This window comes from Gordonia effusa NBRC 100432 (genome assembly GCF_000241305.1).
In the GTDB taxonomy this organism is placed as follows: domain Bacteria; phylum Actinomycetota; class Actinomycetes; order Mycobacteriales; family Mycobacteriaceae; genus Gordonia; species Gordonia effusa.
The window spans coordinates 23,880-46,789 of the sequence record NZ_BAEH01000060.1 but is presented as its reverse complement, the minus strand read 5'-3'; the positions used below and the strand labels follow the sequence as shown (position 1 = coordinate 46,789).

The window sequence follows — 22,910 nt, the reverse complement described above, 5'->3', positions numbered from 1 at the left end:
GGGTGAAACATGTTCTAGCTGAGTTACCAACAACTGTGACACAAAACATCCCAAATGTCTCTAGCGGCCCTCGTCATAGCGCGTTCCCAGCCGCAATTCGGTCGCGAAGAAGTGCGCGATGTCCCCGCACAGCAACGCTTGTGCCACCGATTTCGCAACCACCACGACGTCCACCTGGCACTGTTCGCGCCACGTGGAGATCCGCTCGACGAAAGCCGCCACAGTCTCGCCGCCGTGCGGATTCGATGTCGGGTCACTGAACCACGTACCCAGTTCCTCGATGGGTACATCCTCTGGACGAAGCCCGTCCCAACGCCCGACGTCGAGGCCGCGCAGCGCATCATCGATGATCGGCTCGCACCCCAGTAACCGCACCGTCTGCACGACGGCGGCTTCCGGGCCGCAGCGCAGCGCACTGCCGAAAAAGTCGACCGATGTTCGCAGTGCCTCGACATCGCGACTGCCGCGCGCGTCGAGCGGCGTATCAGCCCCGCCGAAGCACACAAGTTTGTTAGGTGCGGTCCGGCCCGCGGTAATGATCTGCAAGGTCATACCTCCCACCGATGGTCGAGTGCCTGGCGAGGCGCCAGCGCAACACCCCGCCGATGGTCGAGTGCCTGGCCGACCGGCCACAAGCCAGCCCCTCCGATGGTCGAGTGCCTGGCGAGGCGCCAGCCGAGCCAGGTGTATCGAGACCCCGCAACCCGACCGACTAGACCGCTACGGACTCCGGTGTCGCCTCGACCTCTTTTGCGCGGCGCGACAACCATCCGAGAACCAGCGCGAAGATGACGCCCAACACGGTCCACAGAATCACCTGGTTGGCGATTGAGTACGTGCGGAATAATCCGATCACGTCACCGGGGAAACCCGGGTAAACAATCTGGCCGGCATCGTTGGTGACTGGCAACGGGATCTCGTCGAAATTAGGCAACAAAGCGGCCGTAATCGTAATCACCACGAGGTAGCCGATTGCCGCGCCGACGGCACTGAGCAAACCGCCGATCCGTGGTCGAAGCCACAGCGCGAGGATCGTCGCCACGACGGCCGCAGCCACCGAAATCAACGTCAGAGTCAAATACGAGCCCGATCGAGAGCCGATGGTGTCGTCGTTGCCCACAGCTGGCGGATTCGGCGGGTACACGAAGAACGGAACACCGACGACGGCGACGAAGCCGATCACCGTCAGCGCCGCGCTAACCCATCGCGGATCCGCCGCCGGATACCGCCGACCGATGTACGCCCACAGGATTGTGAAGGCAACGGCGAAGAACGCGCCCATCGCCAGCGCGAAGCCGATAGTCCCAATGGCCGCGCCGACATTTTCCTGAACTGCCCGAGTGAAAACCTCGTGTTCGTGCCCATGCTCGCCAGAAAGCATCTCTTCGGCGTGTGAGCGTCCCTCTTCATAGTCGATCGCCTTCGCGACCTGCGGCTCGATGAAAATACGAGCGAAGACGAATGCGACGATTCCGGCAATCAGACCCGAAAGCAGGCCTGCGCCAACGAATTTTCCGACAGTTGTAGTGCCGGATGCTGTTTGCGCCATGTTCTGTTGTCTCCTGCTCGTCTAGTGGCAGGGGAAGCCGAGGAAGTGGCGGGCATCATGCACAAACTCGTGCACGTGAGTGTCCGAACCGAATACCGAAACCGCACCCTGGTCGTAGCCGAGGAAGTAGTACACGAGCGCCGCGATCAGCACCGTGGCGGTTAGTAGAAGCGCCGCGCTGACGACCGACAGATTCGGTACCGCGAGCGAGCGGGGCTTGGATACAGCTTTCGCTGTGGAGGTCATGGGGTGTCCCTTCCGGATTACGCGTCCGATTCAGTTGTGACTCATGGCCAGTGCAGGTGTCTGACTCGCAGCTTGCGCTTGCTCACAGTGGCGCGACCGTCTCGGATTCTCACCGGGTTCCCCGCGTCGACTGGCTGTGATGACTGTACAACGGAAGAGGCTTCGCTGGAATATGCCCTGTCGCGAGGTCAGGCGCTATATAGGCATCGGAGTAATTCTCGGGACATATCTTCTACGGCATTACTCAATCGGCAGCGGATAGTCGCGCGTTCCGATCCGATGTTTTCCTGCCATCGTCAGCTCGGCGATGTCGGCCAGCACCTCGTCCCACGATTCCAGAACTTCCCGGTAGTCGATCCGCATTGTGAGCCACCCTTTACCAAGGGTCTTGCGGTCACGCCGAATGTCTTGCCGTCTGGCCTCGCCGCTGCGCGATCCTTCGCTGTCGATTTCCAGAAGGAGACGCCCGATTCGGAGGTCACCGCGTTTGCGTCCACGAGATATCCGCGGTTGGACATGAACTCGGTAGCCCGCGGACTCAAGACGGACCCGCACGAGCGACTCGGTTCCGGATTCGGCTGCCGCATCACATCTTCGCATCAATGCGATCAGCTTGCCGGGCACCGTTCCCATATGTGCCTGCAGGTCCGGAATGGTCCAGGAGGTGTTGTGTAAGACGCTGTCGCACATGGCAATCCAGTAGTCGTTGTTCACACATCTCGCGGCGCAGTTGAGAGCATGCGGAATCGAATCGACAGCGGTGAGTGCCGGAATCGGCCTACCGTATCCCTGGCAAATCTTCACCCATCCCGCCCGCGAGACCGGTTTGACCTTCGCCGCACGACTGAGCCGCACATGCAGATCTCGTCCGGGCGGTATCCAAAGACCAATACCCTGCCGCTTGTAGAAGGCAAACGCCGAACAACATGTCAGCACTCCGCCCGCGCGGATCGCCGAGACCGTCTCGGAATCAGCTCCCGGGGATGAGTACCAACCCGGGCGGTGAGCAACCAGGTTCCCGACGTCAACCGCCGCCCGGATGCTCCGCCCACTGTGGCCCTTGGACCTCAGCTCCCGGCTGGTGAATACCCCACTGTTCTCCATGGGTAGATGGACGCAGCGCACGTGATTCCGGTTCCGTCGATGTCGAGGTTATGCCCCGTCGCGAGGTCAGGCGTTATATAGGCATCTGACTCACTCTCGGGACATATCCTTTCCGCGCTCTTCGGGTTGTCACACCTATGAGGAAAGATGGACCTGTGCCACACCCCGTCCTGAACCGCTTCTCACCGGCGACCCGCCGGTGGTTCACCGGCGCGTTCGACGCGCCGACCAAGGCGCAGACGGGCGCTTGGAATGCCATCGCGAATGGCGACAATACCCTGGTCATCGCACCCACAGGCTCGGGAAAGACACTCTCGGCCTTCCTCTGGGCGCTCGACCGTTTGTCATCGACACCACCGACGACGGCCAAACGCAAAACCCGCGTCCTCTACATCTCCCCGCTCAAAGCTCTCGCCGTTGACGTGGAGCGCAACCTGCGGGCCCCGTTGGCCGGGATCGCTCGCGCCTGCGCTGAGTTGGAACTTCCACCACCCGACATCACCGTCGGCCTTCGCTCGGGCGACACCCCAGCCGCTGACCGCCGCAAACTCGTCACCTCACCGCCGGACATTCTCATCACAACGCCGGAGTCCCTATTCCTGATGCTCACGTCGTCGGCGCGGGAGTCACTGACGTCGGTCGACACCATCGTCGTCGACGAAGTCCACGCGGTCGCCGGCACCAAACGCGGTACCCACCTTGCCCTTTCACTGGAACGGCTCGACGCCCTGCTCGATGCTCCAGCGCAGCGCATCGGCCTATCGGCGACGGTCCGCCCACCTCAGGTTGTAGCCGACTTCTTATCCGGCGCACGCCCGTGCACGGTCGTCAAACCACCCGCATCGAAGACCTTCGACCTCCGCGTCGACGTGCCCGTCCCCGATATGGCGAATATCCCGCTTCGAGACGATGCCGACCTCGACGAAGCTACGTCCCCGACCGCGGGCTCCCTGTGGCCATATGTCGAAGAGTCGATCGTAGACGAAGTCGAAGCCAACCGGTCGACTATCGTCTTCGCGAACTCACGACGCCTCGCCGAGCGACTTACCGCGCGGCTCAACGAGATTCACGCCGAACGCGCCGGACTCGCTCCCGCCGAGAAGCCAGTCAACGGGCACGTTCCCGGTGGCTCGCCTGCCTACGTGATGGGCAGTGGCAGCTCCGCGGGCGCCGATCCGGTGCTCGCACGCGCGCACCACGGATCGGTCAGTAAGGAACAGCGAGCCCTCATCGAGGACGATCTCAAAGCCGGGCGACTGCGCTGCGTAGTGGCCACCAGTTCGCTCGAACTCGGCATCGACATGGGCGCGGTGGATCTGGTAATCCAAGTGGAGACGCCGCCTTCGGTAGCAAGCGGGCTACAGCGGATCGGCCGCGCCGGACACCAGGTTGGCGAAATCAGCCGCGGCACACTGTATCCCAAACATCGCACCGATCTCATTCATGCAACCGTCGCGGTCGACCGGATGCGTAACGGCCTCATCGAAGAACTCGCGGTTCCGCAGAATCCGCTCGATGTGCTTGCGCAGCAGACGATTGCGGCCGCATCCCTCGATGATCTCGACGTCGACGACTGGTACGACACCGTCAAACGTTGTGCGCCCTACCGCAACTTGGGTCGCGCGATCTACGAGGCAACCCTCGACCTGATCGCGGGCCGATTTCCCTCCGACGAATTCGCCGAACTACGCCCCCGAGTGACCTGGGATCGTGCCGCTAACACTCTGACTGGTCGGCGCGGTGCGCAACGTCTCGCGGTCACCTCCGGCGGCACCATCCCCGACCGCGGACTCTTCGGCGTCTTCATGGTCGGGGGTGACCAGGACGGCGGCGGGTCGACGCGTTCGGCCCGGGTGGGCGAACTCGACGAGGAGATGGTCTACGAGTCGCGCGTCGGCGATGTCTTCGCACTCGGTGCGTCCAGCTGGCGGATCGAGGACATCACCCATGACCGCGTTCTCGTCTCGCCCGCCCCCGGCCAACCTGGCCGACTCCCGTTCTGGATCGGTGACACCGTTGGTCGGCCCGCCGAACTCGGTGCCGCCATCGGCAAATTTACCGGCACGCTCGTGGAGCCGGAAAAGCTTAACGCTCAGGCAGATACGCTCGGACTAACCGAGTTTGCCCGCAACAATCTCACCTCACTGGTCACCGAGCAGGCCGCGGCAACCGGTCAGGTGCCCACCGACCGAACACTCATCGTCGAACGATTCCGCGACGAACTCGGCGACTGGCGCGTCATCCTGCATTCGCCCTACGGTCTGCGCGTGCACGCACCGTGGGCGAGTGCCATTTCCGCTCGCCTGCAACAAGAACTCGGACTCGACGGTGCCACCACCGCCTCCGACGACGGCATCATCGTCCGTCTCCCCGACACCGACGACGATCCGCCGGGCGCATCGGTTTTCACGATCGATGCCGACGACATCGAGCAGCTGGTCACCGACGCACTCGCCAACTCGGCGCTATTCGCATCCCGGTTCCGCGAGTGCGCCTCGCGTGCTTTGCTTTTGCCGCGTCGCGATCCCGGACGCCGCGCACCCCTGTGGCAACAGCGCCAGCGCAGTGCCCAACTCCTCGCGGTGGCGTCGCGATTCCCCGACTTCCCCATCATTTTGGAGACGGTGCGCGAATGCCTCCAGGATGTCTACGATCTTCCGGCGCTCACCGATCTGCTGCGCCGGATCGGAAAGCGACAGGTGCGGCTCGTCGAAGTCGAAACCCCGAGCGCCTCACCATTTGCCGCCGCTATGCTCTTCGGCTACGTCGGCGCGTTCATGTATGCCGACGATGCACCGCTCGCCGAACGCCGGGCCGCGGCACTGTCCCTCGACACCGCATTGCTCTCGCAGCTACTCGGCCGCCTCGACCTCCGTGAACTCCTAGATCCGGCTGTCATCGCCGACGTCGAAGCGCGCCTGCAGCGACTCACCCCACAACGTCAGGCGCGCGACGCCGAAGATCTGGTCGATCTGTTGCGCTGGCTCGGCCCGCTGACCACCGAGGAAGTGGCGCACCGCTATCAGGGCGAGGAGCCGATCGCCGACGTACTCGCCCAACTCCACACCGACGGCCAAGTGATCCTGGTGAATCACGCCCGACGCACGGTCTGGGCGTCGATCGACGATACGGCTCGCCTTCGCGATGGGTTGGGAATCCCAGCGCCCCTGGGGATTCCGTCCGCGTACACCGAAGCGGTGGCCGACCCGCTGGGCGATCTCGTCGGCCGCTATGCGCGCACACGTGGCCCATTCACCGCGGACGCGGCTGCCGATTCACTCGGGCTCGGCGTTGCTGTAGTGGTCGATACGCTGACCCGATTAGCGGGCCAGCGGCGCGTCGTCGAGGGCGAATTCGTCCGAGACCTGCCGCCGCCGCAATGGTGTCACGCCGATGTCCTCGCCCAGATCCGACGCGGATCCCTCGCAGCTAGCCGGGCCGAGGTTGCTCCGGTACCGCCAGACGCGCTGGCCCGATTCGGACTCACCTGGCAGCATGTCAGTTCCCCGCTGCGCGGCATCGACGGCGTCGCGGCGGTGATCGATCAACTCGCCGGGGTCGCGCTGCCAGCCTCGGCGTGGGAGTCGCTCATCTTGCCAAGTCGCGTCAGCGATTATCTGCCGTCGATGCTCGATGAGCTGCTGAGTGCGGGCGAAGTGGTGTGGACCGGACATGGGGCGATTGGCGGAGCCGACGGTTCGGTGGCTTTTCACCCGGCCGACGTACTACCGGTAACGCTCGGACCGCCCGATGAGATTGACGTCACCGTTACTGCGGCCCATGTGCTCAACACACTGAAAGTCGCTGGCGCGGTGCGCTTTCCACAATTGGCCGCCGACGTCGGTACGGTCGCCGACGTCGAAGAGGCGGTGTGGTCGCTAGTCTGGTCGGGGCAGGTCACCAACGACTCGTTCGCACCCGTGCGAGAACGACTCCGCGCCCGGCCGGCCCGCGCGTCCGCGCCGGCGCCGAGCCATCGGTCACGCCGCCCACCACGGCTACGCGCCGCGCGCCTGTCATCGAGTTATCTCGCCGGTTCGGCATCGTCGGCGGTGTCGACGCCTCCGACGATGGCGGGACGCTGGTCGCTGCTTCCCCGACAAGACATCGATACAACTCTGGCGACACAGGTCCTCTGCGAACAACTTCTAGATCGGTACGGCGTGGTCACCAAAGGGGCCGTCGCCGCAACCGGCGTCAGTGGAGGTTTCGCCCGAATATACAAGGCCCTCAACATCTTTGAAGACAGCGGTAAAGTGCGTCGCGGCTATTTCGTCGACGGCCTCGGCGGGGCGCAGTTCGCCACCCCGACGACCGTCGACGCACTGCGCGAACATGTCGAGGTAACACGGGCTCATCGGAACTCCGCGGTTGTGCTCGCTGCCACTGACCCCGCGAATCCCTATGGGGCGGCGTTAGATTGGCCGCGGCGAGACGATGTCGAGGATGCCGCCGCTGGCCATCGCCCGGGACGAAAGGCAGGTGCGCTGGTCGTATTGGTCGACGGCATGCTAGCTCTCTTCGTCGAACGTGGCGGCAAGACGGTGCTCACCTTCACCGCCGATGATGACGCCCTCACCGCGGCTGCGGGTCGCCTCGTGGACACCGTCACTTCGGGGCGGGTCGACAAACTGAACGTCGACCACATTGACGGCAGCGCCGCGTTGTCCACGGCGTTGTCGAAGATCTTTGTCGGGGCCGGTTTCGCGACCACCCCGCGAGGGCTGCGGTTAAGGTATTCCGGTGCCCGAAGGTGACACCGTCTACCGGGCGGCCGCGCGGTTACGGCGCGCACTCGCCGGCCAACTATTGGTCAAGACTGACTTTCGGGTGCCCGCGCTGGCTACCGTCGACTTCTCCGGACGTACGGTCAGCGGTGTCCGTTCGCGCGGCAAACACCTGTTAGTCGACGTCGAATCCGACGACAAACCCATCTCGATCCATTCGCATCTCGGGATGGATGGCGCGTGGGATATCTACGATCGCGACGCACGTTGGCGTAGACCGGGTTTCAAGGCGAGGGTCGTACTGGTTACCGAATCAACTCAGTGCGTCGGATTCGACCTTCCCGTACTGGAACTCCTCACCGACGCCGACGCCGCCCTAAATTACCTCGGCCCCGATCTGCTCGGCTCGGATTGGAATGCGACACAGACTATTTCCCGAATAGCGGCGCAGCCCGACACTCCAATCGGTGTCGCACTCCTTGACCAACGGCTAATGGCCGGCGTCGGGAATGTCTACCGCAGCGAAATCTGCTTCCTGCGAGGAGTGCTACCAAGCAGGCCGGTCCGCGACGTGGATATCGGGCCGATGGTCGAACTGTCCAGGAAACTTCTCTACGCCAATCGCGATCGCGTCGAGCGGGTGACCACCGGCAACACCAGACGTGGACAGCAACTGTGGGTATATGGGCGCCGTTCACAGCCCTGCCGCAGGTGCGGGAACCTGATAGTGCGAGACACGATGGGAGAGAGCGGAATGGAGCGTGTCGTGTATTTCTGCCCAACGTGTCAGATCTAGACGCGCCTCACATCGGATAGCGCTCCGGTTCCGGGCCGAAGACGAACCGCCTAGCGCTGATCTCGTCCACCGCGATCTCCACGTAGTCGTATTTCAGGGTCGGCACCCAACTGCGCAACGGGAGTCCGTCGGCTGCTGCGATGTCGCGAGTCGTGACGAGGATCCGCGCATCACCTTTCGCGATAACGCTCCAGCCGCCATGGTCGTCAGCAGAATCCGCTTCGAAAGCCAATCGGGGATTTACTGCGATCTCCGACAGTTTCGTCCCGGCCGCGGTTCGGAACAATATCCGTCCGGCATCGGCAAAATAGTTCACCGGGTAGATATCGGGTTCACCACTAGCGCTCGTCGCGACCCGCCCCAACTCTCGCGACGCGAGCAGCGTCCATGCTTCCTCAACTGTCACAGCCTCGACCACGTTGCCGTCAACCATGTCGTCCTCCAGGAATCGAAACTTGATGACACCCCCGACGCTACGCACGCTTGGTCCCCGGCCATAGGGCCGAAAGTCCCTCGCCGCGAACGACAGCGGCCATTCCCAACCTGTCATGCGGGAAGCGAACTACCGTGGTTCGCACGGCCATACGCAAGGAGGCGTCCCCAGGTGAGCGAACCGAGCACCGACGACAATCGGTCCAAGGCGGAAATACTCGACGTAGTCATCATTGGCGCGGGGTTATCCGGCATCGACGCCGCCTATCGCCTGCGCGAGGAGAATCCGAACCTGCGCTACCGAATCATCGAACGACGAGCGCGGGTAGGCGGAACGTGGGACTTGTTCACTTATCCGGGCATCCGTTCCGACAGCGACATCTACACACTGAGTTTTCCGTTCGAACCCTGGCGCCGCCCCGAAGCGCTGGCTCAGGGCGCCGACATCCGCCGCTACGTGGAAGACACCGCCCACCGCGAAGGCATCGCTTCACAGATCAGTTTCGGTGAGCATGTGCGGGCCGTCGACTGGGATTCGACGTCGGACACCTGGACGATCACTTCATCAACCGAAGGGGCAGTCGGTGCGGCGACGATGACCACTCATCGGTGCCGCTTCGTGTACTTCGCTACCGGCTACTACAACTACGACTCCCCCTATACGCCGAGATTCGCCGGTGTCGACGACTACCGCGGTGCCGTCGTACATCCGCAGCACTGGCCGGCAGACCTGGATTACGCGGGCCAGCGAGTGGTGGTCATCGGTAGCGGAGCGACAGCAGTCAGCATGATTCCCGCCCTCGCGCGCACCGCCGGGCATGTCACCATGCTTCAGCGTTCACCGTCGTATATCGCGTCGATGTCCCAACGCCAGCGAATCAATCCAGTCATCCGAAAACTGTTGCCCGCCAACGCCGCTCACCGGGTAATCCGCACGCGATACGCCGCGCAGACCGCCGCGCTTGTTCATGCGCTGCATCGCTTCCCCAAAGTCGGGCGCAAGGTCCTCACCGCGGGTGTCGCGCGGGAACTGCCCGACGGTTATCCAGTCGACGTGCATTTCTCTCCGACGTACAACCCGTGGGATCAGCGCATGTGCATGGTGCCCGACGGCGACCTCTTCGCCGAAATCAGCTCGGGCCGAGTCGAAATGGTCACCGACCATATCGATCATTTCGACGCCACTGGTATCGCGCTAACCTCGGGGCGCCACCTCGACGCCGACCTCGTCGTCACCGCGACCGGCTTACAATTGCAGGCATTCGGCGGGATTCGGCTGTCGATGGACGGTGCTGAGATCAAGCCACATGACCGCTTTATGTTCAAGAGTCACCTTCTCGAAGATGTCCCCAATTTCGCCTGGTCGGTAGGTTACACGAACGCCTCGTGGACGCTGCGAGCCGATATGACCGCCCGAGCGGTGGCAACGCTGTTGCGGTACATGCGCTCTGAGGGCTATACGCACGCCTATCCGCACCTCGGTGCGGTCTCGATGGCGTCGACCCCGCTCTGGGACCTACAGGCCGGATACGTTCAGCGCGCACCGGAGGCATTGCCCAAGGCCGGCACAACGGGCAAGTGGCGGGTACGTCATAACTATTACCGGGATGCGATCGACCACCGGTTCGACGATGTCACCGAATCGATGGTGTTCGGCCGCACCTGACCGGCCGGAGTACGACTCACCAGGTCTGCGACGACAAGCGCCGCGGCAATCACGACCGCGATTGTGGTCGCCGTGATCAACTGAGCGGGTGCCGGATAGTACGACGTCGCGAATACGACTGCCCCGACGACGATGACCGCACCCGCGGGCCAAGCTAGCCAGGCAGCCGATCGGGAGTCGTGTCCACGCCACGGGTCGGGCAGCACCGCCCCGATACCGACGACCAGCAGGGTCGAGATAATTACATCGCTCGGCCGATGCCAACCGTCGGCGACCAATCCAAAGTCGGCGACCGCGGCCCACGTTCCACCGGCGACGGCGAGTGGCAGACGCAGGATTGGTGGCGCGGCCCGGACCAGGACGACCACGAAAGCAGCGGCAGCCGCGGCGTGGCCGCTTGGCGCCGAGTTGGACATCTGGCTGATCCAGTCATGTAGATGCGGTCGCGGCAGTACGTGATCGCGAAGGAACCCGGCGCCGTAGGCCATTACCGGCAGAAACACGAGCAATGGGCCGATGGACATGACCGCTTGTCGGATCGACCAGCTTCCGCTGAACCGCCGGGTCGCGGCCAGCAGAATCGCGGCGACCGCGACACCTGCCCAGATCAGCGGACTGGCGATGACGCTGTACCGTGCCACGAGAGGAATCTCGCCGGTGGGTGCGAGGCCCCGGCAGACGTTGTAGAACCATTGGTCGACCGCTTGCCCCGGCGAAGTCCATACGGCTGCGACAAACACGCCGGCCGCGGCGATAACGAAAGCGACCGTGACCAGCACCGCGCGGGTCGTCGCACGAGTATGCGGCACAGCACGGGTCACGGTCATTGGTACGACAATAGGCACCGAATCTGGGAGAAGGCTGGCCGAAAGCTGAGCGAACTCAGCCGAATTGATCGATCAGCAGTTTCACGCTCATTACGACCACGACGGTAAGCAGTGCGTATCGCACAAAGCCGCTGCCCGCCTTGAGAGTCATCTTGGAGCCGATTACCGACCCCACCACGTTCGCGATCGCGAGTGTCAAACCCAACAGCCACAACACGTTTCCCTGGACCGCGAACACAGTTAGGGCTCCCAGGTTGGTGCCGGTGTTGACCACCTTTGCCACGGTGGCGCTGCTGAGAAGTCTGCCGATAACACCCCCGAGAGCGACAGAATCAAGAACATCCCCGTGCCGGGGCCGAAGATGCCGTCGTAGAAACCGATGACGCAGAACAGTCCGGTCACGATCACTAGGTGCTTGCGGTCCGGTCGGGTCACGTTCTGTTGACTGCTGCGCCCAAACGCCGGCTTGGCACAAATGAATACGCCGACTGCGATCATCAGTGTGATCACCACCGGGCGCAACAGATCCGCACTGATCGCCGATGCCAGCGACGCCCCAATGGCCGCACCTAGCGCACCCAGGCCGAACCCCGTGGTCGCCAGGCGTGTGTCGATTCCGTTGCGCCGCACAAACAACACCGCAGCGGTACCGGTACCCCAGATCGCGGCCAGCTTATTCGACGCCAGCGCCTTTGCCGGTGCGAGTTCGGGAAATACGATGAGCAGCAACGGAATCAGAACCAGCCCACCGCCGCCGACAACAGCGTCGATCCACCCCGCGGTCAGCGCACCACCCAATAGCAATGCCCACATCGCCGGGTCAGCGGTGAGCCCGTTCACTCGGGTACCGGCACCGGCTCCAAGATTTCGCGGCGCGACTCGGGAGCGGCTGCGCGCAACGCATCGGCCGACAAATCGTCGGGTTGGCGTTGGGAGGCGATCTCCGCCTCAACGCGGGCAACGTAATTGGCCACCTCGAACGCGGTCCGCTGAGTGTCCCAGCCGAGAATCGGTGCCACCAGCTCCGCGACTTCGGCCGCACAGTCGACGCCGCGATGGTTGTATTCGATTGCGATTCGCGTTCGTCGCGCGAGGAGATCTTCCAGATGCAGGGCACCCTCGTTCCGAGCGGCGTAGACGAATTCCGCGCGGAGATACTGGGGCGCCGCGGCAAGGGGTTTGAGCAACGACGGATCGTCGTCGGCGTAATAGAGCACATCGTCGACGAGTGATCCGTACCGGTTGAGCAGTCGCCGAATTCGGTACGGGTGCAACCCAAATCGATGACCGAGGTGCTCGCACTGATTGATCAGGGCGAAATAGCCGTCGGCGCCCAGCAGCGGTACTCGCTGCGTGATGGACGGCGCGACCCGGGTGGGTATGTAGTCGTTGCATGCGTCGACGGCGTCAGCTGCCATCACGCGATACGTGGTGTACTTGCCGCCCGCGATCGAAATCAGTCCGGGTGCCACCGCTGCCACCGCATGCTCGCGCGACAGGCTCGATGTATCGTCATCCTCGCCGGCAAGCAGTGGTCGTAGCCCGGCGTAGACACCTTCAATGTCGTTGTGCGTCAACGGCGAAACGAGCACTTCGTTGACGCGATCGAGGATGTAGTCGATGTCGGCACGCGTCGCGGCCGGGTGTGCGAGATCGAGATTCCAGTCAGTGTCGGTGGTGCCGATAATCCAGTGCGTCTCCCACGGGATCACGAAAAGTACCGACTTGGTCGTCCGCAGAATAATCGCGGTCTCGCTGACGATGCGATCGCGCGGGACCACGATATGCACACCTTTGGATGCGCGGACGCGAAAGTGCCCGCGCTGCTTGGATAAAGCCTGCACTTCGTCAGTCCATACGCCAGCTGCGTTTATCACGCAGTGCGCGCGGATTTCAGTGGTCTCGCCTGTCTCGGTGTCGCGGACCTTCGCGCCCAGGACACGGTCGGCTTCCTTCAAGAAGCCGACGACCTGCGTCGAGGTGCGCACTACCGCTCCGTATTGGGCGGCCGTCCGCGCGACGGTGAGACTGTGCCGAGCATCATCGACGACCGTGTCGTAATAGCGGATTCCGCCCACCAGCGAGTTACGTTTGAGTGCCGGCGCTACCCGCAGGGCACCCAATCGGCTGACATGCCGTTGTCCGGGAACGGATTTCGCGCCGCCCATCCGGTCGTACAGAAATAGTCCCGCCGAAACATATGGCCGTTCCCAGAATCGTTGCGTCAGTGGATACAGAAACGGCAACGGCTTGACCAGATGTGGCGCCAGCAGGGTCAGCGACAACTCGCGCTCATGCAGTGCCTCACGCACCAGCCCGAACTCCAACTGCTCCAAGTACCGCAGTCCACCGTGAAACATCTTCGACGATCGGCTCGACGTTCCCGAAGCGATATCGCGAGCTTCCACCAGAGCGACCCGAAGACCTCGGGTCGCGGCGTCGAGCGCCGCTCCTACACCGACTATTCCTCCGCCGACGACGAGAATGTCGAATTGTTCTTCAGAGAGCCTGCGCCACGCTTCGACTCGTTGCGCTGGGCCCAAATCCGCAGGTCGGTCCGGATTGAAGTCGGTCTCCATTGGCCCGACCCTACCGGGTTTTCCCGTCCCCGCTACCGTTCACGCGCCGATGTCGGCCGATCACCAAGTCACGGCTCGTGCGTGCGAGTCGTAGTGCGCAACCACCCCCACATGCGAGGATGGGCTCCGTGGCGAAATCTGGCGGCAAGTATGTAGCGGCGATCGATCAAGGCACCACGTCGACGCGGGCGATGATCTTCGATCACGACGGTCGCGTAGTTGGTTCCGAACAGATCGAACATCGACAAATCTTCCCGCAACCCGGCTGGGTCGAACACGACGCCGCGGAAATCTGGGTCAACACCAGGCGGGTCGCGGCATCGGCCCTGGCCTCGGCGGACCTCAAGGGTGCCGACTTGGCCGCATGCGGTATCACCAATCAACGCGAGACGACTGTCATTTGGGATCGCGGCACCGGCAAACCCGTGCACAACGCCATCGTATGGCAGGACACCCGCACCGCCGAACTCTGCAACCGATTGGCCGACGGCGATGTCGACCGCTATCGAGAACGCACCGGCCTGCCGTTGTCGACGTACTTCGCCGGCCCCAAGATCGCCTGGCTGCTGGAGAATGTGGAGGGGCTGCGGGCACGCGCCGATGCGGGTGAATTATGTTTCGGCACAATGGATTCCTGGTGTGCTTGGAATATGACGGGCGGCGTCGACGGCGGGTTGCACATCACTGACGTCACCAATGCGTCGCGCACCATGTTGATGGACTTGACCACTCTCGACTGGGATCAGCAGATCTGCGCGGACATGGGCATCCCAATGTCTTTGCTGCCCGAAATCCGGAGCAGCTCAGAGGTTTACGGCCCTCTGCGGCAGAGCGGACCGGCGGCGGGTGTTCCGTTGGCCGGCATCCTGGGCGATCAACAAGCGGCTACTTTCGGTCAGGCGTGCCTCTCCCCCGGTGAAGCCAAGAACACCTATGGCACCGGCAATTTCCTGCTACTCAACACCGGAACCACGCCGGTCTTCAGCGATCATGGGTTGCTTACCACCGTTTGTTACAAAATCGGGGAATCCGCTGCCCACTATGCGCTCGAGGGATCGATCGCGGTGACCGGATCACTCATCCAATGGCTGCGCGACAATCTCGGGTTGATATCTGCCGCGAGCGAAATCGAACCTCTGGCCGCCAGCGTCGACGACAACGGCGGCGCGTATTTCGTCCCCGCGTTCTCCGGCCTGTTCGCGCCGCGCTGGCGGCCCGATGCGCGCGGTGTCATCGTAGGTCTGACCCGCTATGTGAACAAGGGCCACCTGGCCCGAGCGGCCTTGGAAGCCAGCGCTTTTCAGACACGGGAAGTTATCGAGGCGATGCAAGCCGACTCCGGTGTGACGCTCTCGACACTCAAAGTCGACGGTGGCATGGTGGTCAACGAGTTGCTCATGCAATTCCAAGCCGATGTTCTCGGGGTGCCCGTGGTGCGACCGGTCGTCAACGAGACCACCGCACTTGGCGCGGCCTATGCCGCCGGGCTCGCCGTCGGGTACTGGGATGGCGAAGCGGATATCCGCAACAATTGGGCGCAGGACAAGACCTGGCTGCCCAAAATGGCCGCGGACAAACGTGATGACCTATACGCGCAATGGAACCGCGCGGTCGAGCACAGCTTTGACCTGAACTGACGACGTCAGCCAGGGTCGCTAACCGCGAATGACCGAACGACGCCGACGACGCCGGCTGTTGTTATCGCATGTGCCGCCTCATATGCGCTCTCCCGCAACACCTCTCGTAGCATCAATTGAGACTCGTCCGCACCCGTCACACAGGCGAAACGCAGGCAGGCGAGGGCGCGCGCACGTCGAAAGGCGATGTCGCGGGTCGCGCGGTCGAGGCGTGGGTCGCCGGCCTCAAGTTCGGCCCGGGAGCCCCTGCGTTCCAGAGCTGTCATCGTCGACTCCGATATTCGCCCGCCGGTCCGCCACTGATCGAAAGCGTCCGCGACATCGGGTTCGGCTCCGATCCCGCTGACGTCGGCACACGCAATCGCTATCAGGACCAGACAGCGTGGGATGTCAGAAACGTCGAGAGCGTCGACGACCAGCGATAGCCCCGGCATGGTATCGATCCGGTGCCGCATCGCTGCCTCGCGAGAGGTGTTGGGAGCGATCATTTTTCCGCTTTCCGATCGGCTTCTACCGGCCGCGCCTGGTCGGGCGACCCCGCCCAGTCGCCGATCACAGGCGGGCCAACCAGGGGCAGCGACCCGACTACCTCCTCACCGTTGCGCGCGGTGTTCAGAAACGATGCGGCCTTGTGTTTGCCATCTTCGCCACCTCGGCTGCGTCCGGCATGTGGCGCATACGGTTGCTGCATCGAGCCGCGGTTCGCCGGTGAAGGCGTTCCCGGGGTCATCGTAGAAGCCGGCGCGATCGGCGAAATGCCCACGCGCCGTAGCGGAATGGCCGGTGCGGGAACGGCGCCGCGAGTACCTGGCGATCGGATCGATAGCGGTGCGGCACCGCGATTCAGATTGAGCGGCTTGTCTTTCTTAGACCAGTTAGGATCGGTGCGAATAGGTGTCGGCGTCTGTTTGTCGCGCTGACCTTTGTCATTCGCGGTCGGCGCATCGGTCGACTTTGGCGCCGAGTTCTGTTGCGTACCAATGGTTGTCGTAGGTGTCTTGGCATTCTTCGTGCTGGCAGGCGTCTGGGATCCCGGGGACTTGGTGTTCGAGGGGGCATTAGTTGGGGAGATAGTGGCTGGAGTTTTGTCGTCCGGGGATTGTCGTGCGCTCGGCGCCGCGGTGTCCTCGCCGTTCGGCCCGGACCGCGCGGTTGGCTTGACGGTATTGCCTGCCAAGGCTCCGGGAACCGGCGTCCCACTCATCGGATCGCTGTAATTCACGTTCATTGTTTCGGTGACCGCAGCCTTGATGACGGCCGCATTCTCCGGCTCGGCAGCCATCTGCGCTTGTAGCGCCACGAGCGTGAATTGGGTATGCGCTGCCGCCCGCAACGTCTCGCCGGCCTCCGACAACGCGGAGATCGCCCTCGACGCCACACTCGCGTCCTTGGCGATATCGACGGCAATACGCTGCGCCGCGTTGTATCCGCCATTGGCGGCTTTGCCTTTCAGGATCCATTCGGTGTTCTCAAAAACCGATGCGATCCGTTGCGCGACCGCCTGAGCCGACGACACAGCTGTCGCGAGCGCCGCCGCATCCGCCCGGGCCTGCGCCGAGTCCATCGTCTGCAGTTTCGCGATGATATCGGCGACGGAATGGGCATCCCAATCCGTCCGAGCTCCCCCTGCCACCATGCGGGTGATGCTACGACTCCATTTCGCAGATGACCAGCACTCAAATTAGATGGAACCAAACGCCTCCCGCGTGCGTCCAACATAAGATCACCCCAGAGGCGATGTCACGAGCAAGGGAGGCGCAGTGACACCAAAACCACTACCCGGCGACTATGTGCGACCGGACGGAAACTGGTCATCCCCGCACGTCACGACACCCCACAGCGGCGCCGGCGACAAGAACAGCGTGAGTCCCAAACGCGTCACGGTGGTCCAGATGGAAGAGCAAGCATGGCGAGCGCGAGCCGAGGTGGCGAGTTGGGGGGCGGAGGAGTTAAGGGTGAGCGCGGCTGTTGTCTCGGGAGTTCTTGCCCACAATTACCTCGGCAGTGGATGCACTGAAGGGGAACGCGTCTTTTCTGCACTCCGCCTCATCCTCTCCACTGGATCGAATTCATGGTCTAGCGCACTATTTGTCTCGGCTGAGACTCTTGAGAATCTAACGGAGGCTTGTAAGACAACACGCTCTCAGATCGAGGCTGGCGACAAGAGGAATGGAACGAACATTGGATCCGAGGTCCAGGCGTGAAGCGAATATTTCTGGGTATTACTGCTCTCGCATCTGCGGTATCGATGGCAACTACCTCCTGCTCCCCTAGTGAGAATGTGATGCCCTCTTCGGAGAACTCACAGGCAAGCGCATCCCTGATGAGTCGAGTTAATCCCGGCAATGATGGAACCACTTACGAACCGTGCGACGCGTTGTCAAGCGAGGTAGCAAGTTCATTGAAAGTCAACATCGGTTCGCAGGAGGACGCCGCAGCGGCAACTGGCCAGACGGCTAGAGGGTGCAGATGGAAACTTACCGACAACCGACGCTGGATTATCAGTCAAATCGTCGGCAACAGTACGAGCCTGTCCGACTACAAAGCTAGCCAAGCTGACCTGAAATGGCGCACTGACATTATTGCAAACGGGCGAACTGTCGCAATTTCCGAAGTCAATGCAGCCACCTGCTCGGCTCATGTCCAATCGCAACGGTCGACCGTTTCCACGATCGCCCAGTTTGGTTCTCCTCAAGCCCCACCCATCGACGAAATCTGCAACCGCGCAATAGCTTTCACGAAGGCGACAATCGACAAGATGCCACCGTAACGAGAAACTCACCCTCGGGCCGTCGCAGACCTCAAGCTACGCAGCAGTTTTCGAAGCCCCAGATATCGGCTCCTATTCGACTGCCCCCGGCCCAGGCCCAACATTCCGGGCTTCCCGCAGCCGTAGATCTTGGACGTATTCCGCTGGTGCACCGGCGATTTCGGCGGCGTCGGCCATCACGCCGAGATAGCGGGCCGAAGGCAGGCCGCCCTCGAACGCATCCATCACGTACAGCCACGCCAAGACCGGTCCGTTCTCGGTGTGCACCCGTGCCCGGACTTTGCGATGGATTCCGAGTTCGGACCCTTCCCAGCGGTCAAGATTGTCCTCGTCTTCGGTGGTGACGTCGTAGAGCACGACGAAGACTTTCGCGTTGGGGTCGATCCGATCTTCGGTGACCGTGGCGAGCGACCCTTCCCATCCGATGTCGCCGCCGGCGAAGGTCAGACGCCAACCGTGCAGCCAGCCGGTACCCGCCATCGGCGAGTGCGGGGCACGCTCGGCCATCTGCTCGGGATGCATGTTGGACCCGTAGGCGGCATAAATCGGCACTGCGAAAGCCTAGAACACTGCCCGGCGCCTGTGGAAGTGGTGGGGTGGCTCCCAACCGATTAGGTTGATATCCGGCAGCGAACATCCACGCTGTTGACAACTTGTACTGGGCAACATCTGGGCAGGAGAAGATAAAACGATGACCAAGATCGTGATCATTGGTGGCGGACCCGCAGGTTACGAAGCTGCGTTGGCCGCTGCCGCGTACGGCGCCGACATCACGTTGATCGACGCCGACGGCGTCGGTGGCGCCTGCGTGCTCTACGACTGCGTGCCATCGAAAACCTTCATCGCCTCGACTGGAATTCGCACCGAAGTGCGTCGTGCCGTCGACCTCGGAATCAATCTTCATCCCGACGATGCGCTGGTCAGCCTGCCGCAGGTCCATCAACGCGTGCGCGATCTAGCGTTCGCGCAGTCGGCCGACATACGATCGCGGCTGGTCAGCGAGGGCATCAAATTGGTGTCCGGCGTCGGCGAATTAGCCGACACTCAGGTCGGTGTTTCCACTCACGCCGTTATCGCGAAAACAGCCGATGGCGGCGAGGAACGGTTTGACGCCGACGTCGTGCTGATCTCAACCGGTGCTCGTCCACGGATCCTGCCCGATGCCGAACCCGATGGCGAGCGCATCCTGACATGGCGCCAGCTCTACGACCTCACCGAACTTCCCGAACACCTAGTGGTCGTGGGCTCGGGTGTCACCGGCGCGGAGTTCGTCCACGCGTACACCGAGCTGGGCGTGAAGGTCACGATGGTGTCGAGTCGCGACCGGGTGCTGCCCGGCGAAGACGAGGATGCCGCACTGGTCCTCGAGGACGCGTTGGCTGAGCGCGGCGTCGAATTGGTCAAACATGCCCGTGCCGATCGAGTCGATCGCACTGCCAACGGTGCAACGGTTCACTTGGCCGATGGCCGAACTGTGGAGGGATCGCATGTACTGATGACAGTGGGTTCGGTGCCCAACACCAGCTCGTTGAGTCTCGCGAACGCCGGCGTCGCCGTCGACAAAGGTGGCTACATCACGGTCGACCGGGTGTCGCGCACGTCGGTGCCGGGTATCTACGCAGCCGGTGACTGTACCGGGCTCTTTCCGCTGGCGTCGGTTGCCGCGATGCAGGGTCGTATCGCGATGTACCACGCGCTCGGTGAAGGTGTCACCCCGATCAAGCTGAAAACTGTTGCATCGGCGATCTTTACGCGACCAGAGATCGCGACCGTCGGCGTTTCCCAGAACGCGATCGACTCGGGCGAGTACCCCGCGCGCACGGTGATGTTGCCACTGTCGACTAATCCACGCGCGAAGATGAGCGGTCTGCGTCGCGGCTTCGTCAAGATTTTCTGCCGTCCAGCTACCGGTGTGGTGATCGGCGGGGTGGTCGTCGCACCGACGGCGTCGGAGCTAATCCTGCCGATCGCGCTGGCGGTTCAGAACAAGCTGACGGTGAGCGACTTGGCACAGACGCTGTCGGTGTATCCGTCGTTGTCGGGGTCGGTAATCGAAGCCGCGCGCCAGCTCGTGCGCCACGACGACCTGGACTAGGCGCGCGACGCTCCCCCGAAACCGCACGACAGTTGCCTACCGAGGGCATTGTGCCGCCGGTAGGCGATGGTCGTGCGGCCTTCGGCGGCAGTCGAGTTGAACTGGGCGGGTTTGCATTTCAGCTTGCGAGGTCTCGATACACCCGACTCGGCTAGCGCCTCGCCGGGCACTCGACCATCAGTGTGGGCACCATGACTCACTACGGACGCCGGGCACTCGACCATCAGTGTGGGCACCATGACTCACTACGGACGCCGGGCACTCGACCATCTGTGTGGACACCACTACTCACCGCGCGTACTGGGCACCCGACTGCCGGTACCGACACTTAACGCTCGACGCTGACCACTGCGATGGCCGAGTGCCGAGGAGCGCTAGCGACGAGGTGTATCGAGACCCGGCGAGCCGAAATACCAACGCACGCACGGCAACTCTCGACAACCTAACCCAGAATCAAACCCGCGAGGGTTCGCACTCCGACCGCGAGCGCGCGCTCGTCGATGTCGAAGTTCGGCGAATGCAGATCAACTTGCGGACCGAAGCCGTCCCACACTCCGAGTCGCCCCATCGCACCCGGAGCATGCTCCAGGTACCACGAAAAGTCTTCTCCGCCAGGCGATTGCGGAGTGTCCGCAACCGCCGCTGGGCCGCAGGCACTCACGCTGCGCGCCAGTTTCGCGACAGCATCGGCGTCGTTGACGACCGGCGGCACACCACGGAAGTACGACAGGTCATAACTGACCTTCAACGGCCCAAGCAATTCGCCAATGATACTGCGTACCAACGGTTCCAGTTCGATCCACACCTCGTGTGTACCGGTCCGGACGGTACCTTTGAGCCGCCCCTCCTGCGGAATCGCGTTGGGCGCGTTGCCGGCGTTGGCCGCACCCCACACCATGACTGTCCCCGACCTCGGGTCGACGCGACGAGACAAGATCCCCGGCAAACCGGTAATCACAGTGCCCATCGCGTAGACCAAGTCGCCGGTCAGATGCGGTCGAGACGTATGCCCACCGGGCGAATGTAGCGTCAGGTCAACGTGATCGGCGGCCGACGTCAACGCGCCAGTCCGCAAACCAACTGATCCGACCGGTAGCCGCGGATCGCAGTGCAGCGCATAGATTTCGCGTACGCCATTCATCACGCCGGCTTCGATGGCGTCGAGCGCACCACCGGGCATCACTTCCTCGGCCGCCTGAAAGACCAGTCGCACACCGACCGGCAATTGGCCCGCCTGAGCCAGGAGATGTCCTACGCCGAGCAAGATTGCCGTATGGGCGTCGTGTCCGCACGCATGCGAGACGCCGTCGATCTGCGAACGAAATCGCAGACCGGTGTGCTCAGGGATCGGCAGTGCGTCCATGTCGGCGCGTAGCGCGATGCGGCCGGGGGCGTCGGGGCCCAAATCACACACCACCCCGGTACCCAGCGGTAACCGCTTCGGCGACAATCCGATCGCGGTCAGCGCCGCCATCACTTTGTCGGTAGTAACCACTTCCTGACGCGACAGTTCCGGGTGCTCGTGGAAGTCACGACGCCACCCGAGGAGGTCGCCGGTATGCGCGGCCAGCCAGGCATCGATAACTTCCTGCCCGCTGCGCGATGTCACGTCAGTCATTGCCCGGCCCTTTTAGAACAACGACGCCGGCGTCGGGGTGTTGAGGTCGGCAAGTAGCGGCTGGCGCAGTCCTGACTTGATGACTCCCAGGTTGGCCCCGGCGAGCGGCAGACGCTCAGCAGCTACCGCCCGCGCCCGCTCAACGAGTGCGTCGGCGTCGATGACTTCGTCGACGATCCCCGCGGCGAGCGCGTCGTCGGCACCATAGCGGCGACTGGTCAACATCGCCTCGGTGGCTGTCTCGTCCCGTAGGCGCGTACGAAGTAGCGCCGCCATGCCACGCGTGAACGGCATGTTCAGCTGCGCTTCGGGCAATGACCAGAAGCCTCGCTCAGTGCGCATGATCCGGTAGTCAGTGCATTCGGCCAGCATCGCGCCAGCTCCGAAGGCGTGACCGTTGATCGCGGCAATCGTCGGCACCGGCAACGTCAAGACCTTGGTGTAAACAGCGTGGACCGAGTCAAGATATGCCGGGAGTTTGTCGGCGTTGCCGAAAATCCAGTCGGTATCGAGACCATTGGTGAAAAACTTGCCGGTAGCGGTGATTACCAGTGCCTTCTTACTCGACGCACCGGCCGCCGCGACGTCATCGAGCAATCCATTGAGTGTCACGATCCAATCCGGGTGGAAACGGTTCTCCGGGTTGGTTTCGTCGAGTTCAACGCCCTCGGTGCCCAGGTAGAGCTCGAACACGTCGTCAGCTTCTCGCAAAAATGGCATGTTGCTGACCTTAGTCGCATCGCTTTGCGCGGGTGACCAGGGGATGCTTCAGATATCGAGCCACTACGACCGACGTGGCCGTGCTCCGCGCTCTACCGGGTCGGCCGCGCCAAGTCCGGACGGTCACTTCGCGGCGCATCACTT

At 62.9% G+C, this 22,910-nt stretch carries 20 protein-coding genes and 1 riboswitch; of the genes, 6 read left to right on the top strand and 14 right to left on the bottom strand.

Annotated elements, in window-relative coordinates:
- Positions 1-60 precede the first annotated feature (60 nt).
- The 4 genes from GOEFS_RS11050 to GOEFS_RS11035 all read right to left on the bottom strand — a co-directional run bounded on the left by GOEFS_RS11050 (position 61) and on the right by GOEFS_RS11035 (position 2,899).
- Positions 61-552: a histidine phosphatase family protein gene (locus GOEFS_RS11050; RefSeq protein ID WP_306304945.1), complete on the bottom strand. Its 492-nt coding sequence runs from the start codon at positions 550-552 to the stop codon at positions 61-63.
- Between the two features lie 160 nt (positions 553-712).
- On the bottom strand, positions 713-1,549 hold the full coding sequence (locus GOEFS_RS11045) for a CbtA family protein (protein ID WP_007317991.1): 837 nt from the start codon (positions 1,547-1,549) through the stop codon (positions 713-715).
- A 21-nt stretch (positions 1,550-1,570) separates the two neighbouring features.
- Complete coding sequence (locus tag GOEFS_RS11040; protein WP_007317990.1) at positions 1,571-1,795, bottom strand: CbtB domain-containing protein; 225 nt, start codon at positions 1,793-1,795, stop codon at positions 1,571-1,573.
- A 34-nt stretch (positions 1,796-1,829) separates the two neighbouring features.
- Positions 1,830-1,963, bottom strand: a riboswitch (cobalamin riboswitch).
- 72 nt (positions 1,964-2,035) lie between these two features.
- Positions 2,036-2,899, bottom strand: a complete 864-nt coding sequence (locus tag GOEFS_RS11035; protein ID WP_040524951.1) for an endonuclease domain-containing protein — start codon at positions 2,897-2,899, stop codon at positions 2,036-2,038.
- 155 nt (positions 2,900-3,054) lie between these two features.
- Between GOEFS_RS11035 and GOEFS_RS11030 the strand changes: the two genes are divergently transcribed.
- Both GOEFS_RS11030 and GOEFS_RS11025 read left to right on the top strand, forming a co-directional pair.
- Positions 3,055-7,656 carry an ATP-dependent helicase gene (locus GOEFS_RS11030; RefSeq protein ID WP_007317988.1) on the top strand — a complete coding sequence of 1,534 codons (4,602 nt, stop codon included), beginning with the start codon at positions 3,055-3,057 and terminating at the stop codon, positions 7,654-7,656.
- Positions 7,643-8,422, top strand: a complete 780-nt coding sequence (locus tag GOEFS_RS11025; protein WP_007317987.1) for a DNA-formamidopyrimidine glycosylase family protein — start codon at positions 7,643-7,645, stop codon at positions 8,420-8,422. Before GOEFS_RS11030 ends, GOEFS_RS11025 begins: the two co-directional genes overlap by 14 nt.
- A 7-nt stretch (positions 8,423-8,429) precedes the next feature.
- Here GOEFS_RS11025 and GOEFS_RS23050 read toward each other — a convergent pair whose 3' ends face one another.
- Entirely contained in the window at positions 8,430-8,855 is a 426-nt protein-coding gene (locus tag GOEFS_RS23050) for a pyridoxamine 5'-phosphate oxidase family protein (RefSeq protein ID WP_040524957.1), read from the bottom strand.
- 171 nt (positions 8,856-9,026) lie between these two features.
- On the opposite strand from GOEFS_RS23050, the gene GOEFS_RS11015 reads away from it, so the two are divergent.
- Entirely contained in the window at positions 9,027-10,520 is a 1,494-nt protein-coding gene (locus tag GOEFS_RS11015) for a flavin-containing monooxygenase (RefSeq protein ID WP_007317985.1), read from the top strand.
- Here GOEFS_RS11015 and GOEFS_RS11010 read toward each other — a convergent pair.
- From GOEFS_RS11010 to glpD, 4 genes are read right to left on the bottom strand one after another with little or no spacing between them, the layout of a single operon-like run.
- Positions 10,454-11,347 (bottom strand): phosphatase PAP2 family protein, encoded by an 894-nt coding sequence (locus GOEFS_RS11010; RefSeq protein WP_007317984.1) that lies wholly within the window; start codon positions 11,345-11,347, stop codon positions 10,454-10,456. The genes GOEFS_RS11015 and GOEFS_RS11010 overlap by 67 nt on opposite strands.
- A 55-nt stretch (positions 11,348-11,402) precedes the next feature.
- Positions 11,403-11,621 (bottom strand): sulfite exporter TauE/SafE family protein, encoded by a 219-nt coding sequence (locus GOEFS_RS23970; protein WP_373278197.1) that lies wholly within the window; start codon positions 11,619-11,621, stop codon positions 11,403-11,405.
- On the bottom strand, positions 11,588-12,187 hold the full coding sequence (locus tag GOEFS_RS11005) for a TSUP family transporter (protein ID WP_007317982.1): 600 nt from the start codon (positions 12,185-12,187) through the stop codon (positions 11,588-11,590). The genes GOEFS_RS23970 and GOEFS_RS11005 overlap by 34 nt, the downstream gene beginning before the upstream one ends.
- The gene (gene glpD / locus GOEFS_RS11000; RefSeq protein ID WP_007317981.1) at positions 12,184-13,926 is read right to left on the bottom strand and encodes a glycerol-3-phosphate dehydrogenase; all 1,743 of its coding nucleotides are present in this window, start codon (positions 13,924-13,926) and stop codon (positions 12,184-12,186) included. Before glpD ends, GOEFS_RS11005 begins: the two co-directional genes overlap by 4 nt.
- A 128-nt stretch (positions 13,927-14,054) precedes the next feature.
- On the opposite strand from glpD, the gene glpK reads away from it, so the two are divergent.
- Positions 14,055-15,563, top strand: coding sequence for a glycerol kinase GlpK (gene glpK, locus GOEFS_RS10995; protein WP_007317980.1), 1,509 nt, complete (start codon positions 14,055-14,057; stop codon positions 15,561-15,563).
- Between the two features lie 5 nt (positions 15,564-15,568).
- On the opposite strand, the gene GOEFS_RS10990 is transcribed toward glpK, so the two are convergent.
- Together GOEFS_RS10990 and GOEFS_RS10985 are read right to left on the bottom strand one after the other, a co-directional pair.
- Positions 15,569-16,051 carry a hypothetical protein gene (locus GOEFS_RS10990; protein WP_007317979.1) on the bottom strand — a complete coding sequence of 161 codons (483 nt, stop codon included), beginning with the start codon at positions 16,049-16,051 and terminating at the stop codon, positions 15,569-15,571.
- Positions 16,048-17,199 (bottom strand): hypothetical protein, encoded by a 1,152-nt coding sequence (locus GOEFS_RS10985; protein ID WP_007317978.1) that lies wholly within the window; start codon positions 17,197-17,199, stop codon positions 16,048-16,050. The genes GOEFS_RS10990 and GOEFS_RS10985 overlap by 4 nt, the downstream gene beginning before the upstream one ends.
- 612 nt (positions 17,200-17,811) lie before the next feature.
- On the opposite strand from GOEFS_RS10985, the gene GOEFS_RS10980 reads away from it, so the two are divergent.
- Positions 17,812-18,333, top strand: coding sequence for a DUF3558 family protein (locus GOEFS_RS10980; protein ID WP_083837298.1), 522 nt, complete (start codon positions 17,812-17,814; stop codon positions 18,331-18,333).
- A gap of 72 nt (positions 18,334-18,405) precedes the next feature.
- Here the strand turns inward: GOEFS_RS10980 and GOEFS_RS10975 are convergent, their stop codons facing one another.
- Positions 18,406-18,885, bottom strand: a complete 480-nt coding sequence (locus tag GOEFS_RS10975) for a gamma-glutamylcyclotransferase family protein (protein WP_007317975.1) — start codon at positions 18,883-18,885, stop codon at positions 18,406-18,408.
- 139 nt (positions 18,886-19,024) lie between these two features.
- Between GOEFS_RS10975 and GOEFS_RS10970 the strand changes: the two genes are divergently transcribed.
- Positions 19,025-20,428, top strand: coding sequence for an NAD(P)H-quinone dehydrogenase (locus GOEFS_RS10970; protein ID WP_007317974.1), 1,404 nt, complete (start codon positions 19,025-19,027; stop codon positions 20,426-20,428).
- Between the two features lie 442 nt (positions 20,429-20,870).
- Here the strand turns inward: GOEFS_RS10970 and GOEFS_RS10960 are convergent, their stop codons facing one another.
- Positions 20,871-22,046, bottom strand: coding sequence for an amidohydrolase (locus GOEFS_RS10960; protein WP_007317972.1), 1,176 nt, complete (start codon positions 22,044-22,046; stop codon positions 20,871-20,873).
- Positions 22,047-22,058: 12 nt separating this feature from the next.
- Entirely contained in the window at positions 22,059-22,766 is a 708-nt protein-coding gene (locus GOEFS_RS10955; RefSeq protein ID WP_007317971.1) for an enoyl-CoA hydratase/isomerase family protein, read from the bottom strand.
- Between the last annotated feature and the right edge of the window lie 144 nt (positions 22,767-22,910).

What these genes read in the sequence shown, in the direction of transcription:
- GOEFS_RS23050 (WP_040524957.1), bottom strand. Translation starts at nt 8,855, where the DNA reads ATGGTTGACGGCAACGTGGTCGAGGCTGTGACAGTTGAGGAAGCATGG.
- GOEFS_RS11045 (WP_007317991.1), bottom strand. Translation starts at nt 1,549, where the DNA reads ATGGCGCAAACAGCATCCGGCACTACAACTGTCGGAAAATTCGTTGGC.
- GOEFS_RS11050 (WP_306304945.1), bottom strand. Translation starts at nt 552, where the DNA reads ATGACCTTGCAGATCATTACCGCGGGCCGGACCGCACCTAACAAACTT.
- GOEFS_RS10980 (WP_083837298.1), top strand. Translation starts at nt 17,812, where the DNA reads ATGGCAACTACCTCCTGCTCCCCTAGTGAGAATGTGATGCCCTCTTCG.
- glpD (WP_007317981.1), bottom strand. Translation starts at nt 13,926, where the DNA reads ATGGAGACCGACTTCAATCCGGACCGACCTGCGGATTTGGGCCCAGCG.
- GOEFS_RS11035 (WP_040524951.1), bottom strand. Translation starts at nt 2,899, where the DNA reads ATGGAGAACAGTGGGGTATTCACCAGCCGGGAGCTGAGGTCCAAGGGC.
- GOEFS_RS10985 (WP_007317978.1), bottom strand. Translation starts at nt 17,199, where the DNA reads ATGGTGGCAGGGGGAGCTCGGACGGATTGGGATGCCCATTCCGTCGCC.
- GOEFS_RS10970 (WP_007317974.1), top strand. Translation starts at nt 19,025, where the DNA reads ATGACCAAGATCGTGATCATTGGTGGCGGACCCGCAGGTTACGAAGCT.
- GOEFS_RS10955 (WP_007317971.1), bottom strand. Translation starts at nt 22,766, where the DNA reads ATGCCATTTTTGCGAGAAGCTGACGACGTGTTCGAGCTCTACCTGGGC.
- GOEFS_RS11010 (WP_007317984.1), bottom strand. Translation starts at nt 11,347, where the DNA reads ATGACCGTGACCCGTGCTGTGCCGCATACTCGTGCGACGACCCGCGCG.
- GOEFS_RS10990 (WP_007317979.1), bottom strand. Translation starts at nt 16,051, where the DNA reads ATGATCGCTCCCAACACCTCTCGCGAGGCAGCGATGCGGCACCGGATC.
- GOEFS_RS11040 (WP_007317990.1), bottom strand. Translation starts at nt 1,795, where the DNA reads ATGACCTCCACAGCGAAAGCTGTATCCAAGCCCCGCTCGCTCGCGGTA.
- GOEFS_RS10960 (WP_007317972.1), bottom strand. Translation starts at nt 22,046, where the DNA reads ATGACTGACGTGACATCGCGCAGCGGGCAGGAAGTTATCGATGCCTGG.